Below are 14,921 nucleotides of genomic sequence, written 5' to 3'. Positions count from 1 at the left end.
GATGATTTTATCCGTGTGTGCGTTTTGGGGTGATAGTGATTTTATTCGGCTCTACTTTTAGCAATAATAGTAGTACCGGATATGTCTACTCTTCAAATCCTAAATCATGTTCCTGTATTCCTCTTGTTTTTTCTTGGGTAACTTCTTTATAACTTCCTCTACCGAGTGGCTAATCAGTTCTTTGATGAGCCTATCAGGAACGTCACCTTCTAAATAGACAGTTATCCAATGTTTCTTATCCGAAAAAGGTCCCCAAAAAAGGTCTTCGTATTGTTCTATGAGCTCTTCTGATTTATCAGGATTACATTTCATATCCGCCCAGAATCTTCCGTTTTTAGGACGTAATGTAGCAAAAGTGAACATTTTATCCATAACCTTGAAAACCAAAGTATGTTCATCAAACGGCATACATTCTGTTGCTCCTTTGACTGACAGGCAATATTCTCTATACTCTTCGATATTCATGACTTCTCTTTTTTGATTCATTCAAAACACAAATATATTACTTTCTGTTTGCTTTTGAAAAATATGTTTCTATCTCAAAGTACCCGTTTCAATTTCGCCCTTATCCGGCTTAAACTTACCGGAGTTATTCCCAGATAAGAAGCAAGACACTCCAATGGTATTCTCTGTAATAGCTCCGGATTATTTTGTATCAGCTTCATATACCGTTCGGACGCGGTGGTGAATAAGAGAGAAATAAGTCTTTCCTCTGTTTGCAGGAACTCTGATTCGGCAAACTTGCGCCCCCAGTTGGCAATATGGATATCTTCCTTGAATAATTCGTGTAAGTCTTTGCGCTTTAATAGATACAACACCGAGTTTTCCATCAGTTCCATTGACTCATACCCCTGTTGATTATTTACATAGCTTTTCAATGAGACAATGGTTGACCCTTCTTTCCCAATCCAGAACGTTACCTCTTTTCCGTCTACGGGAATATAAGCTCTGGCAATCCCTTTCTCGATGAAAAAGATATTCGTTTCAGTCTTGCCAGCCTCCAATATATGATAACCTTTGGGATATGTGACTTTTGACAGATGTTTGACCACCTTATCCGCTGAAGCCTCCGGCATCCGATATATCCTGTTTATAATCTCGTGTATATCCATATCGCATTGAATCATTATTCTGCAAAAATACAAAAAGTTATATTAGGAAAAGAAGAATTGATGATACTCTTACACCGGCGTTTCTTATCAAATGTAAAGTGAAAGCTCCGGGCATCTTGTTAATTTTGCAGTCTAATATTAAAATAGAATGATATGAATTGGATTATATTGATTATTGCCGGACTGTTTGAGGTTGGTTTTACCTTTTGTCTAGGCAAGATTAAGGGAGCGACAGGCACCGATTTTTATTTGTGGGGAGCGGGATTTGTAATCTCTGTAATTTTAAGCATGTTCCTACTGGCAAAGGCTGCGCAAACATTGCCTATTGGCACTGCATATCCTGTTTGGACGGGGATAGGAGCGGTGGGAACCGTATTGATCGGTATCCTGTTCTTTCATGAACCGGCAACTTTGGGTCGTTTGTTTTTTATGACGACTCTGATTATTTCAATCGTAGGGTTGAAACTGATATAATCAGACGAATAGGATTTAGTTTTAATAGATAGAAAAGTGTAATAAGGACTTTTTCAGTGTAAGTCATATATTGTTGAAAAGATTTCATCCGGTATAATATTGGGGAAGTTTGGAACTGACGAGGTCGATTATGTAATATCTGCTTTCGTAATTCTGCGATTATTAGGCATTTATAAGAAGTCGTTTTGATGGGAAAAAGTTTGGTTTCTAAAATAAATGTATATATTTGCAGAATGTGGGACGCATCTCGTCCGGATTCGAAACTAAACTAAAATTCTATTTACTGTTATCTATTAAACATGAAATCCACTGATTCCGAACCTCAAGGAGTTGGTATGGAACTGGAACAGTACCGTACCAGACTCGAACAGATGGTTGAAGAGAAGTCTAAAGACCTGATCGCTATTCAGGAGAATCTCGAAGCAACCAACCGGCGGCAGGCATTATTTATCAAGGTACTGCAAATTCTGCAACTGGAACCGGATATACCTACTGCTATGAATATGGCACTGGCCGAAATTGGCCGTTATACTGATGTCGACCGTTTGGCGACATGGGAAAACCACCTTGACGGAGTTACGTATGGCTGCACCAACGAATGGTGCAACGACGGTATAGAACCCGCTATCGATTACTTGCGGAGTATGACCATTGAAGCGGGAAAACCTTGGTTCGACATGCTGGAAGAAAACCATATCATTTGTACGTCCGATATTTATTCGCTCGATCCTTTTATTACTCAAATGCTCGAAGTGCAAGGCGTAAAAGCCATCGCTGTCTTTCCCCTGTCACAATTGGGAGTACATTTCGGCTTTCTTTCGTTCAACTTTTGTTGGAACAAACAATGGGATGAAAAAGATGTGGAACTGATGAGCCAGATATCGCAAATTGTATCTACTGCTACTAAACGCTGGCAAGTTGAAACATCGCTGCAACAGTCGCAGCGAACCATGCAAAAGGTATTGGATAATATCAATGCCAATATTTTTGTGAGTGATTACGATACGTTGAAAGTGATTTTTGCCAATAAGCCTTTCAGGGAAGAAGCAGGAGAAGTGCCGGAAAATGCGGAATGTTGGAGAATGTTGAATGCAGGTCTGGAAAATGGGTGTAAACACTGCCCGAAGCCGAAGTTGCTCGATGCCAACCGTAAGTTTACAGGCGTTCATTTTTGGGAAGACTACAATCCGGTCACCAAACGTTGGTATACCATCCAGAGTATGGCAATAAAATGGCTCGACGGACGTTGGGCAATCATGGAACTGGCTACCGATATCACCACCCGCAAACAGGTGGAACTGGAGCTGATTCAAGCTAAAGAAAAAGCGGAAGAATCGGACAGGCTCAAATCAGCATTCCTTGCCAATATGAGCCATGAAATACGTACTCCTTTGAATGCCATCGTCGGTTTTTCCAGTCTGCTTGCCGAAACCGATGAGGCGGAGCTGCGTTATGTATATATGTCTTTAGTGCAGGAGAACAATGAGCTGTTGCTCAACCTTATTTCCGACATTCTGGACATCTCCAAAATCGAAGCCGGTATGATAGATCTTGTTATGGGACGGGTGGATGTACCACAACTTTGCCGGGAAGTGATTGCTACCTTCTCACACAAAAAACGTGACACTGCGGTCGAACTGCGGTTTGATGAAAATTCACCGCAGATTGTGATTGATGCTGATAAAAACCGAATCATGCAAGTACTCTCTAATTTTCTGACTAATGCCTTGAAGTTTACGACTAAAGGCTCAATCACACTTTCCTATTCATTGGAAGATGAGAGTCAGGTGCGTTTTTGTGTAACGGATACGGGCAAAGGGATTCCCGATGAACAAAAACATGAAATATTTAATCGTTTTGTAAAATTAGACTCATTTGTACAAGGTGCCGGATTGGGATTATCCATCTGTCAAAGCCTGGTCAATAGGATGGGCGGAAAGATTGGAGTCGAATCCCGTGAGGGGGAAGGGTCGTGCTTCTGGTTCACTCATCCGTATGTTCCCGGTGCTTAACCAAAAAAAAGAGATTGCATATTGAAGCAAACTACGTATATTGTTCCGCAAAGTACGGGACGAACAAAAAACAATAGTTTTCTTGAGAGAGGTGTCTGCAAACTAAAATAACCCATATTTTGTTGTCTTTATACAGTATTGAGTTTTTAGCAAATAAATATATAAATAATGATGAAGATGACAAAGAACTTATTGCTAGGGATTGCTGCCGTATGTGGCAGCACTTTTCAGGCTGTAGCTTGTACGGGAATCTCGCTGACATCCCGTGACGGCAGTTATGTGCAGGCCCGTACGATTGAATGGGCGCGCGGTGTGTTGCAAAGCGAGTATGTGATTATTCCACGTGGCCAACAGCTCACGTCATTCACTCCTACAGGTGTCAATGGACTAACGTTTACGGCAAAATATGGAGTGGTTGGTCTGGCTGTTGTACAAAAAGAATTTATTGCCGAAGGAATCAATGAGGCCGGACTTTCGGCCGGACTATTTTTCTTTCCTCATTATGGGGGATATAAAACGTATGATGCTGCACAGAACCAGCGGACACTGGCAGACCTTCAAGTGACGGAGTGGCTGTTGTCGCAGTTTTCCACTATCGACGAGGTGAAGGCAGCCCTTTCTTCTGTACGTGTTGTAGGATTGGAAAAGACAGCGGTAGTACATTGGCGTATCGGTGAACCGTCGGGGCGTCAGGTTGTGTTGGAAATTGTAGGTGGTGTGCCGCATTTTTATGAGAATGAAGTAGGAGTATTGACGAATGCCCCCGGTTTTGAATGGCAACTTACAAATTTGAACAATTACGTCAATCTTCATCCGGGTGACGCTTCCGTGCAAAAATTGAGCGGTATTACGTTGCAACCTACTGGTGGCAACTCCGGTTTTCTCGGCATTCCGGGTGATGCCACGCCTCCTTCGCGGTTTGTGCGTGCGGCCTTTTACCGGGGGACAGCTCCGCAACGTGCCACAGGCTTTGATACCGTGCAGCAATGTTTCCACTTGCTTAATAATTTTGATATTCCTATTGGTATAGAACATTCACAGGGTGATATTCCGGATATTCCCAGTGCTACGCAATGGACCTCAGCTATCGACCTCACGAACCGGAAGGTTTATTATAAAACAGCTTATAACAATTCGATACGTTGCATTGACTTAAAAGCTATTGATTTCTCAAAGGTAAAATATCAATCACAACCGTTGGATAAGATACAGGAGCAGCCGGTTGAAATGGTTAAGATTCCCCGGTAAAATATGGAACGGTATGGAGGTGCTCTTGTATAATAGTTGCTCGCATTAAGAATGCTCTCAAATAAATGTTGGTGACGTTTTACCCTCACACCCTCACCCTTTGTGCTCAATCCATTTATTCATCGGGGTTACAGGCGTGAGGGTAAAGGTGAGAGTAGGTGAGGGTAACTTTTTACTCTCACTCTGTCTCGTCCTGATTTGAGTTGACCAATCTTATTCCGTTTTTACACTAACTTCTTTATTATTACCATAATATCCACTTCCCGGCACATAAATCGGCTGCATGGCTCCACCCATATTTTTCAATTTACCCTCGTCGCGCAGACGTCGGATATGTCGCATGGCTGTACTTCTTGCCATTCCGCAAAGATATTGGAAGTCGTGTCTCCGCATAAATGGATGAGTACGGAAGTACTTAGTCAGTTGCAGGTCAATTTCCTCGTTCGTCAGTTGGGTGAAATCCAGTCCACCTTTGAGGTTTTTCACTTTAAGAACGCCGAATTCGTTTTTCAATGTCTGGTCGGCACGAAACTGAATTGCTTTCAGTTTCACTTTAGTTGCTTTCCGTTTGGTACTTATCGTTACGGGTTCCGTAGTGGTCAGGCACGGATGGAAATAACCGATGCCGTTCAGATGAACTTGGCGTCCTTCCGCCAATTCCTGTCCCATGATGTGCGAAAGCGCATCAAGTACGGCTGTGACGTCTGTTTCTGTCAGTGAGCAACGTTCCTGAATACGGCGGCGTAGTACGTCGGTCCCTATGGAACCGTTGTATTTGATGCGTGGATGCAGGGTGTTTTCGTTTTCTTCCTGCTGTTTGTTTGAAGGCTTCGGGTCTTCATACCAATCGAATAATATTGCCATAGCTCTATATTTGTTTTAAATGAACTCTTCTTGTTATGTATTCTCTTAGATAGTAATACATTAATGCTTAATGTTTCTTTTGTTAAACTCTAATGATTTGCAAGGGCTCACCCATGTGAACAAGGCTGTTTACGTCTGTAGACGTTTTTATTTACAATTGATAGCCTGTTTGTTCACACGGGTGAGCCCTTGACAACTACTAAGCAAAGATACATAAATAATAAGGCAAATGCAAATAATATGCAGGTATTTATCGGATAAAATGCTTGTTTACCGGAGGATAAAAGCGTATCTTTACAGGAATTAAATATGTAGATGTGATTGTAGAAAAAATAGACAAAAATAGGATGAAAGTTACTTTAATCAGACAAGACAACGGGAGCGGAAAAGAAACTCTTAGCATTTGTGAGACAGGCACACTATTCGACAAAATGAAAACGGAAACAAAGGCGGGGCATATCACGGCTTTGCGGGGAATCATACCATTGCTGGAAGGTACGTATGCCCGATACGAACATATTGATAAATTGCCATACATTTATTCTGCTGTGGAATATACCCGTACCAAAGAGGGCGAACGGAAAATGAAGCAGTACAACGGTTTGGTACAGTTGGAAGTGAGCCGGTTGGCCGGTGGCTCGGAAGCGGAGTTTGTGAAACGGCAAGCGGCACTTCTGCCACAGACTTTTGCCGCTTTTTGTGGCTCCAGCGGGCGTAGCGTGAAAATATGGGTGCGTTTCGCTTTGCCGGATGACGGAGGATTGCCGACCAAGGAAGCGGAGGCGGAATTATTTCATGTTCATGCTTATTGGCTGGCTGTGAAATGTTATCAGCCGATGTTGCCTTTCGATATTGACTTGAAAGAACCGGTTTTGGCACAGAGATGCCGTATGACGCTGGACGAATCTCCTTATTATAATCCGGATGCGGTGCCGTTCTGCTTGGAACAACCGCTTATGATGCCGGGAGAAGAGACTTTCCGTCAGCGGAAACTGGGAGAGAAAAATCCGTTATTACGGTTGCAGCCGGGATATGAGTCGGCGCAAACATTCACGAAGATTTATGAAGCGGCCTTGAACAGGGCACTTCAGGAAATGGAGGATTGGAAACGTGGGGACGACTTGCAGCCTTTATTGGTTCGCCTTGCCGAGCATTGTTTCAAAGCGGGGCTTCCCGAAGAGGAAGCGATACGACAGACGATGATTCATTATTATCGCGAGGAAGAAGAGCAGGTGATCCGTTCGATACTGCATAATCTTTATCAGGAGTGTAAGGGATTCGGCAAGAAAAGCAGTATCAATAAAGAGCAGGAGACGGCTTTTCTGTTGGAAGAGTTTATGAAACGTCGGTATGAATTCCGTTACAATACGGTGCAGGACGATTTGGAATATCGGCAACGCGATTCTGTTCACTTTTGCTTTAAGCCGGTGGATAAACGGGTGCGCAACAGTATTGCGATCAATGCTTTGAAGGAAGGCATCAGTGCGTGGGACCGTGATGTGGATCGTTTTCTGAATTCGGAATGTGTTCCTTTGTATAATCCTGTGGAGGAATATCTTTATGAGACAGGTCGCTGGGACGGGAAGGATCGTATCCGTGCATTGGCTGGTCTGGTGCCTTGTGATAATCCGCATTGGCAGGAATTATTTTACCGCTGGTTTCTTAGTATGGTGGCGCATTGGAGGGGAGTCGATCGGCAGCATGGTAATAATACTTCGCCTTTGCTGGTTGGTTCGCAGGGGTATCGTAAGTCTACATTCTGTCGCATTATTCTGCCGCCGGAGTTGCGTTTCGGCTATACGGACAGTATTGATTTTAAAAGTAAACAGGAGGCGGAACGCTATTTGGGACGTTTTTTTCTGATAAATATTGATGAGTTCGATCAGATTAATGTCAGTCAGCAGGGGTTCTTGAAGCATTTGTTGCAGAAGCCTGTGGCGAATCTGCGCAAACCATACGGTAATACGATTCGGGAAATGAGGCGTTATGCTTCTTTTATCGGTACCAGCAATCAGAAAGATTTGCTTACCGATCCTAGCGGTAGCCGCCGTTTTATTTGCATCGAGGTGACGGCTCCTATTAATACGAATGTTACGATTAATTACAAGCAGCTTTATGCTCAAGCGATGGAGGCTATTTATAAAGGTGAACGTTATTGGCTGAATGATGAGGACGAAAACATATTAAAACAGACTAACCGTGAGTTTGAACAGGCGAGTCCGCTGGAACAGTTGTTTCATTGCTATCTTAATCCCGTAGAAGAGGACATGGAAGGCGAATGGCTGACTGCTATGCAGATTTTGAGTTATTTACAGACGAAAACACGGGATAAACTGGCTATTAATAAGGTTGGACAGTTTGGGCGTGCACTTCAAAAACTGAATATTCCTTGCCGTAAGTCTCGTAAAGGGACGCTTTATCATTTGATGAAGGTGGAGTAATTGATAAAGGTGGTGTGAAAGGGGGGCAATCAAAATCAGGACGAGACAGGGTGAGGGTAAAAAGTTACTCTCACCTACCCTCACTCTTACCCTCATCACTGAAAGGACGATGAATAGGGGGATGCAGGGAAAGTGTGAGGGTGTGAGAGTAAATCGTGTGATAAAGTATATTGAGAATGACTGATTATATGGAGGAGTGGGAGGAGAGATTGTCTTTTCTACGTAAAAATAGCAATTTTCGGGTCGTTTATTTGTGATGCGTATAGTAATTTTGCAGCATTGGAAATAAGAGTGCGAGTGTAAAAACGAAAATATTATTAGCTGTTATTTCAACTGTAAATATAATAAACGTATCTTTGGAAGTATGGGAGATAAAACGAATGTAACCTCTGTTATGAATGAGCAAAAAACGCTTGACTATGCACGCATTGCGCAGGCAATCGGGTATATAAGGGAGAATTTTAAAAGGCAACCGGGATTGGATGAGATTGCCGGGGAAGTGGCGTTGAGTACGGCGCATTTCCAACGTATGTTTACGGAGTGGGCGGGAGTTAGCCCTAAGAAGTTCTTGCAATATACTAGTATTGAATATGCCAAGAGAATCTTGAATGAAACTCATGCGTCTTTATTCGATGCGGCACAGGAAACAGGGCTTTCCGGTACGGGCAGATTGTATGACTTGTTTGTAAATATAGAAGGGATGACGCCGGGCGAATATAAAAACGGAGGTGAAAGTCTTTCTATCAATTACAGTTTTGCCAAAAGTCCTTTCGGTGAAATCTTCATTGCGTCTACCGATAAAGGTATTTGTTGTATGGAGTTTGCAGACGATCATGACGCGGCTTTTAACTCTTTACGGAAGAAGTTTCCTAATGCAAGGTTTACCTCGATTGTGGATGAAGTGCAGCAAAACGCTTTATTCATCTTCACGCAGGACTGGAGTAAACTCAAAGAAATAAAATTGCACCTGAAAGGTACTGACTTTCAACTAAAGGTTTGGGAAACCCTACTCAAAATTCCTGTCGGTGGCTTGACTACTTACGGAGATATAGCCGCAGGAATCAATAATCCGAGAGCTTGCCGGGCTGTTGGAACGGCTGTCGGTGAGAATCCCGTAGCTTTCCTTATTCCGTGTCATCGGGTCATTCGTGCTTCCGGTGAGTTGGGAAATTACCATTGGGGAGAGATTCGCAAGAGTGCAATGATTGGTTGGGAGGCTGCAAAAGTGGATGTTTGAATAAATAAAAAAGTATGGATATTAAGAATGATAAGATCACAATAAAACCCTTACATGATAAAGATGTAGGCACTTTCAGTAAATGGTTGGCTAAAGAATATATTTATAAATGGTTCTGTCCGGACGGAAAAGAACATAAAATGGCTTGGTTGAATGAGATAAATAATAGAAATACCTAATATCATTATATGAAATATTTCATTGCTTATTATAATAATGTACAGGTGCCAAGATTGATTCCATAGCACCTGTACATATTGAAAATTCTACTTAATATCCCGGATTTTGATACTCGCTGCCATTGGTGATTGTTGCAGTAAATGTAGTTGAAATGGGACGTAATGCATAATTCGGGTGAAAGAATTGTGCTAAGTCCGGATGAGTATTTTCCAGATACTCCGAGTTCTTAAACATTCCTGTCCGTTTCAAGTCGTAGAAGCGGCAATATTCTCCGCAAAGTTCACGGCCTCTTTCGTCTAAGATATCTCGGACCGTAATACTTCCTGTAAGCCGATTTGCTCCGGCACGTTCACGAACCTTGTTGATATAACCGGCTGCATTTGCACCACCATTCAGGTAAATATCAGCTTCTGTCGCAATCAAATAAACTTCTGCCATACGCATGATAAATGTCGCATTCAGATTACCATTTCTCTGTTTGGAAGCATTGGCTACATAATAATTACTGCTGTTATGCTTATTCAGTGACGGATAATAGTAGCGGAACTGGTTCTCGTTTGTGCCGTCATCCTTGTAATTGCCTGTGACGTTTGTATAAGCATAATTCATGTTCACGTTATTATTGTCATTACTATATACATGGTGATAATCAATCAGCAAGTAATCAGAAATATGTTCTTTTTGCTTTTCTGTAGCATAATCAATGTCTTGTGGCATGATAAACTTAATGGCTAAGTCACCTTTATTCAGAGCTTTGCCAATGACGGTTTCTTCTTTGTCATACATGTGTACGGCACTCTCATCCCACGTGTAATTCTTGTTCGCGTTCCATTCAGTAGTGAACGATTCATGAAATCTGGGGTCCAATGTTCCGTCTTTCTGTACATACAAACTCAATAAATGCTGTGTGGGCATAAAGATACCGGTAATTGAGCCTTCCCAAGTAAGGCGTGTTTCCTGATTATCTTCACGAGCACCGAACTTATTGATATTGCATAAGAAATACTCATCGTTGCGATTTAGCTTGTAGTTTCCGTTGCTTGATCCGTGACCGTCTGCTCCTGCATACCAGCGATGTTTCCAGAGAGCTTCCTTGTTTTCCCAGTTATTGCTCTCTTTAAACACTTCGCTATACGATGGATACATATACGTATTGTATTTTCCACCGCCAGTTTCGCAATCGGTAATCAATTTCTTGGCTGTATCCAGAGCTTCCTGCAAATATTCGGTGCTTCCATATTCGTACGTCTGCAAGCAGGCTTTAGCCAGAAAACCGAGAGCGGCTTTCTTTGTCGGGGTGGTAGTAGTTGCATGCGTACCTGTTGGCAACCATTCGGATGCGAATCTTAAATCGGGCAGGATTACTTCCTGGTAGATAGTCATCGGATCGGTACGGGTGGGTGAGTAAGTCAGTGTTTCCGCTGTTATCGGTTCTGTGAGCATCGTCACTGCTCCGAATTGTTCCACTGCATTGAAATAATAGACAGCTCTAAGAAAACGGGCTTCCGCAATCTTGGCATTCCGCTCCTCTTCCGTGGTGTAAGGAGGTTTGTCTCCTAATGCGATAGCTTCGTTACAGGCTCCCACACCGTCGTACGTCCCGTTCCACCAATTGTTAGTGTAAGTCGTATTGGGTGATGTTCCTGCGAAAAACCAGAACCACTGTGTGTAACTTGTTGATTCGTTGGCTTTATACGTCCAAAGATCGGTGTCGCCTTCAGTCAGTGACATCCAGTCCGCAGAACCGTAGTAAAACCTTTCCATAGCAAAATAACACTGGTTAATCAGGGTTTCATATCCATCGATGGAAGTAGCCAAAGCCTCTTTGGTAAATGCGCCCGGGTTGTATTCCTCCAAGGTGCAGGAATGTAGAGATAAGGCCGAGAACAGCACACTGCAAAATATGAATTTTATATATATCCTTTTCATGATTATAATCTTTTGTTAGAATGTCAAATTAACGCCAAAAACAAATTGCCGGTAGGTAGGAAATGCATCCGAACCGTTGGTTTCGGGATCAGTATCTTTCAACTGCTTATCTTTTACGAAGATGAACGGATTGTAGGCTGTGGCATAAATACGGCATTTCTCCATTAAAACTTTGCGGGAAATATTGACGGGTAGTGTATATCCCAGCGTGATATTTTTAATCTTAATGAAGGAGCCATCGCGCACTCTTAATGAAGGATATACGGTTTTTTGTTCGTCTCCCGTTCCGGGACGGGGGAAATAGGCTCCTTGATTATCCTCTGTCCAGTAGTCTACGCCTGCCAGTTGATTTTTGGTTACGCTCTGTTCGGCAGTATAATAACCGAGCAGGTCACTGTTGATTGTCTGTCCGTAACGCGCCATGGCAAAGACGGATAAATCAAAATTTTTGTAGGTGAAGGAATTGCTGAATCCGATGATCCAGTCCGGATTGGAATGTCCTAGAATTTGCCGGTCTTCCGTACTGTATTTATGTACACCTCCATCACCTTTTTGGTCTAAGGTTTCTATCTTGATGAATCCGGGTTTTACGCCGTAGGCATCCAATGTTTCCTGTGGAGTATCGGTTCCCCAGATTCCGGTATATTTATATCCGTAAATAGCTTTAATCGGTTCACCGACAAACAGGTTTTCGGCGATCAGATCACCGTCAGGCAGATCGTCTATTTGTTCCTTGTTCCAGGTGATGGATAAAGTAGTGTTCCAGGTGAAATCCTTGTGCCGTATGTTGTGCGAAGTGATCGTTGCTTCCACACCTTGGTTACTGGTCTGGGCGATGTTCTGCCAGATAGCCAGAGGCGATCCCCATCCGGTCAGACCGCTGGTGATGGGCAATGTACGTTTGAATAATAATCCTTTGGTGGTTGTCTTGAACCATTCTATCGATCCGTCAATGCGACCGTTCAGGATACCGAAATCCAACCCCACATTCCAGTTGTATGACTTCTCCCAGCCGAGATCGGAACTACCGTAAGTACCGGAGTATTGCGTGAAAGGAACAATCTTCCCATTAATGGAAATTCCCGAAGCGGTATATACGTATGCTTGTGTTGTGGTGCTGTATGCGGTGGTTCCTCCCGAGTTACCCGTGATGCCGTAGCTCACTCTCAATTTCAGGTTGTCCAGCCAACTACGTGTCTTTTCCATAAATGCCTCGTCTGATATTCTCCACGCCAGTGCACCTGCGGGGAAAGCATCCCATTTATGTCCGGTAGAAAATTGTGAAACACCGTCCCAACGGGTAGAGAAATTAAATAGGTATTTGCCTTTGTATGAATAGTTCAGACGGAAGGCAAAAGACATTTTCTGTGTCTGTGCGAAGTCGGATTCCACATGTTGGGAAGTGCCCGATGTCAGTCGCCAGAAAGACCATTGATCTACCATCTGACCGCTGGCGGCAGCCATGCTGCTTTCCGACTGGTTCTTATTCCAGGAAGTAATCAGTGAACCTCCCAGATTATGGTCTTTGGCGATGGTTGTGTTGTATGCGAGAATATTTTCCCAAGTGTAATTCCAGGCATTGTTGTTGGTGATGGAAGCATGCGGTGAACCTGCATAAGACGGACGGTTGGCATTGCACTTCTCTCCCCAGTATTGCCCGCGGCGTGAGTGATTCAACGTACCATTGACACGACTGGTAAAAGTCAGGTCTTTGATGGGAGTTAGTTCGACATAGCCACTCATGTTCAGGTAGGTAGAACGCGTGTTGTCTACATACTGGTTCTCTATAAAATCACTCATCGGGGAATATTGTCCCGTGATGTATTCGTGATTGATCTCCCCTTTTTCGGTATAAGCATCACCCAACGGGATGGCGGAGAGAGATTTGGTGAATGTGTTTTTCACGCCGGAGTTCAAGTCCCGGTAGACTAAATTGGAGGTAAAGCCCACCTTTGCCCATGAAAATATCTGCTGATCCAGGTTGAGGCGTAACGAATATCTGTTCAGATTTTCGTTATTAAGTAAACCTTCTTCCCGGTTGTAGGAAGTCGAAGCAAATAATTTTGTTTTTTCAGTGCCACTGCTGACCGAAAGACTGTATTTCTGTGTGGTAGCCGTGTTGCCCGACACTTCATCTATCCAGTCTATCCATTTGCCGTCGTTGTATGCATCTATAAAATCCTGTTTCCCCAGTAGGGCGGACATATCGGTTGGATAGTCACCGTTTTTATATTTATAGGCTTCTTGCTGGTAGGTGACCCATTCATCCCGCGTCATCCCATGTCTGTAGTTGGGTGAACCGCTGAATCCGTAATAAGCATCGAAGTTTACGGTCGCTTTTCCCTCTTTTCCTCTTTTGGTGGTGATGATTACAACGCCGTTTGCTCCTGCGGAACCATAAATGGCGGTGGAAGAAGCATCTTTCAACACATCTACACTCTCGATGTCCGACGGGCTGACCTGGCTATAACTGCCGGGGATTCCATCGATAATAAACAACGGTTCGTTGCTGCCATAAATAGATCGTGAACCACGTAACAGAATAGTGACATCACCTCCTACCTGTCCCGAAGTTTTGGTGATATCCATTCCGGGTATCTTGCCTTGAAGGGCTTCCATCACATTATTGGTAGGGGCGGCCAGTACTTCCGCACTTTTGACGGAGGTTACTGCCCCCGTCAAATCCCGTTTTTTGACCGATCCGTATCCTACCACCACTACTTCATCAATCAATCTGGCATCTTCCGTCAGTATGATTTCCAGCTTGTTCTTGTTGCGTGTATTGACTTCCTGCTCTGTGTATCCCATATAAGATACCTTTAATACTGCATTGGGCGCTATGCGCAGTGTGAACAGTCCGTCTACATTCGTAATCGTCCCGTTACTGGTACCTTTTTCAACGATATTCGCTCCGATAATCGTCTCTCCTTGAGAGTTTTTCACTATACCCGAGATCGTTCTGCTCTGTTGGCAATAAGCCCGTGTTGATCCAAGTATCGACAATGAACCTATTAATAGGAATAATAGGTAAAAATTCATTCTATAAACAGTCTTTAGGGGATTATTCTCCCCTATGTTTGTTTTATCAGAAAATGATTTCATGCTTTTTGTTTAATTGTATGTTTACTAATTTGTTTTTGGATAGCTAAATTTTCGGACAATTTAAAGCTATGTCTCGATTGTAACGACTTTATTTACCCCATAGGCTATTAGATTTTATTGGTTAAATGATGATTGTTCAGAATGTTAATGTCAATTGAACATTATTCTCTTACTGTTTTGAATGTGGCGCCACGATTCATGTCAGTAAAAAAACTGACAGGGCAAAATTATGCATATAGAACTGGGGATTGAAAAAAATAAAGTTGACTTTTATCAGGACAGAGTTGTTTCTTACTACCTATTGTATATTTGATTTTATAAG

11 protein-coding genes are annotated in these 14,921 nt (G+C 43.0%); 6 read left to right on the top strand and 5 right to left on the bottom strand.

Features of this window, described 5'->3' with window-relative positions:
* Nucleotides 1-99 precede the first annotated feature (99 nt).
* Both Bovatus_RS11465 and Bovatus_RS11460 read right to left on the bottom strand, forming a co-directional pair.
* A complete protein-coding gene (locus Bovatus_RS11465) occupies nt 100-465 on the bottom strand; it encodes an MmcQ/YjbR family DNA-binding protein (RefSeq protein ID WP_052587954.1) in 366 nt (121 codons plus the stop codon).
* Between the two features lie 74 nt (nt 466-539).
* Nucleotides 540-1,112: a Crp/Fnr family transcriptional regulator gene (locus Bovatus_RS11460; protein ID WP_032852847.1), complete on the bottom strand. Its 573-nt coding sequence runs from the start codon at nt 1,110-1,112 to the stop codon at nt 540-542.
* 153 nt (nt 1,113-1,265) lie between these two features.
* On the opposite strand from Bovatus_RS11460, the gene Bovatus_RS11455 reads away from it, so the two are divergent.
* The 3 genes from Bovatus_RS11455 to Bovatus_RS11445 all read left to right on the top strand — a co-directional run bounded on the left by Bovatus_RS11455 (nt 1,266) and on the right by Bovatus_RS11445 (nt 4,846).
* Nucleotides 1,266-1,586, top strand: coding sequence for a DMT family transporter (locus Bovatus_RS11455; protein WP_004299159.1), 321 nt, complete (start codon nt 1,266-1,268; stop codon nt 1,584-1,586).
* Between the two features lie 299 nt (nt 1,587-1,885).
* Entirely contained in the window at nt 1,886-3,598 is a 1,713-nt protein-coding gene (locus Bovatus_RS11450) for a GAF domain-containing sensor histidine kinase (RefSeq protein ID WP_004299160.1), read from the top strand.
* Between the two features lie 168 nt (nt 3,599-3,766).
* A complete protein-coding gene (locus tag Bovatus_RS11445) occupies nt 3,767-4,846 on the top strand; it encodes a linear amide C-N hydrolase (RefSeq protein WP_004299162.1) in 1,080 nt (359 codons plus the stop codon).
* Between the two features lie 213 nt (nt 4,847-5,059).
* Here Bovatus_RS11445 and Bovatus_RS11440 read toward each other — a convergent pair whose 3' ends face one another.
* The gene (locus tag Bovatus_RS11440; RefSeq protein ID WP_004299163.1) at nt 5,060-5,710 is read right to left on the bottom strand and encodes an HU family DNA-binding protein; all 651 of its coding nucleotides are present in this window, start codon (nt 5,708-5,710) and stop codon (nt 5,060-5,062) included.
* 347 nt (nt 5,711-6,057) lie between these two features.
* Here Bovatus_RS11440 and Bovatus_RS11435 point away from each other — a divergent pair, with 347 nt between their 5' ends.
* From Bovatus_RS11435 to Bovatus_RS25495, 3 genes are all read left to right on the top strand, one after another.
* Nucleotides 6,058-8,151: a BT4734/BF3469 family protein gene (locus Bovatus_RS11435; RefSeq protein ID WP_052587946.1), complete on the top strand. Its 2,094-nt coding sequence runs from the start codon at nt 6,058-6,060 to the stop codon at nt 8,149-8,151.
* Nucleotides 8,152-8,545: 394 nt separating this feature from the next.
* Nucleotides 8,546-9,388 (top strand): methylated-DNA--[protein]-cysteine S-methyltransferase, encoded by an 843-nt coding sequence (locus Bovatus_RS11430; RefSeq protein WP_032812080.1) that lies wholly within the window; start codon nt 8,546-8,548, stop codon nt 9,386-9,388.
* A gap of 14 nt (nt 9,389-9,402) precedes the next feature.
* Complete coding sequence (locus tag Bovatus_RS25495; RefSeq protein ID WP_004299166.1) at nt 9,403-9,567, top strand: hypothetical protein; 165 nt, start codon at nt 9,403-9,405, stop codon at nt 9,565-9,567.
* Nucleotides 9,568-9,658: 91 nt separating this feature from the next.
* Here the strand turns inward: Bovatus_RS25495 and Bovatus_RS11425 are convergent, their stop codons facing one another.
* Both Bovatus_RS11425 and Bovatus_RS11420 read right to left on the bottom strand, forming a co-directional pair.
* A complete protein-coding gene (locus Bovatus_RS11425; protein WP_004299167.1) occupies nt 9,659-11,497 on the bottom strand; it encodes a RagB/SusD family nutrient uptake outer membrane protein in 1,839 nt (612 codons plus the stop codon).
* A gap of 15 nt (nt 11,498-11,512) precedes the next feature.
* On the bottom strand, nt 11,513-14,599 hold the full coding sequence (locus tag Bovatus_RS11420) for a SusC/RagA family TonB-linked outer membrane protein (protein ID WP_004299168.1): 3,087 nt from the start codon (nt 14,597-14,599) through the stop codon (nt 11,513-11,515).
* Nucleotides 14,600-14,921: the final 322 nt, after the last annotated feature.

This window comes from Bacteroides ovatus (genome assembly GCF_001314995.1).
GTDB lineage: Bacteria > Bacteroidota > Bacteroidia > Bacteroidales > Bacteroidaceae > Bacteroides > Bacteroides ovatus.
The sequence above is the reverse complement of the archived record's forward strand: the minus strand, read 5'-3'. Positions and strand labels throughout refer to the sequence as shown.

Excerpts from the sequence above, each read along its gene's own strand:
- Bovatus_RS11420 (WP_004299168.1), bottom strand. The coding sequence starts at position 14,599 with ATGAAATCATTTTCTGATAAAACAAACATAGGGGAGAATAATCCCCTA.
- Bovatus_RS11460 (WP_032852847.1), bottom strand. The coding sequence starts at position 1,112 with ATGGATATACACGAGATTATAAACAGGATATATCGGATGCCGGAGGCT.
- Bovatus_RS11425 (WP_004299167.1), bottom strand. The coding sequence starts at position 11,497 with ATGAAAAGGATATATATAAAATTCATATTTTGCAGTGTGCTGTTCTCG.
- Bovatus_RS11435 (WP_052587946.1), top strand. The coding sequence starts at position 6,058 with ATGAAAGTTACTTTAATCAGACAAGACAACGGGAGCGGAAAAGAAACT.
- Bovatus_RS11440 (WP_004299163.1), bottom strand. The coding sequence starts at position 5,710 with ATGGCAATATTATTCGATTGGTATGAAGACCCGAAGCCTTCAAACAAA.
- Bovatus_RS11445 (WP_004299162.1), top strand. The coding sequence starts at position 3,767 with ATGATGAAGATGACAAAGAACTTATTGCTAGGGATTGCTGCCGTATGT.
- Bovatus_RS11465 (WP_052587954.1), bottom strand. The coding sequence starts at position 465 with ATGAATATCGAAGAGTATAGAGAATATTGCCTGTCAGTCAAAGGAGCA.
- Bovatus_RS11430 (WP_032812080.1), top strand. The coding sequence starts at position 8,546 with ATGAATGAGCAAAAAACGCTTGACTATGCACGCATTGCGCAGGCAATC.
- Bovatus_RS11450 (WP_004299160.1), top strand. The coding sequence starts at position 1,886 with ATGAAATCCACTGATTCCGAACCTCAAGGAGTTGGTATGGAACTGGAA.
- Bovatus_RS25495 (WP_004299166.1), top strand. The coding sequence starts at position 9,403 with ATGGATATTAAGAATGATAAGATCACAATAAAACCCTTACATGATAAA.
- Bovatus_RS11455 (WP_004299159.1), top strand. The coding sequence starts at position 1,266 with ATGAATTGGATTATATTGATTATTGCCGGACTGTTTGAGGTTGGTTTT.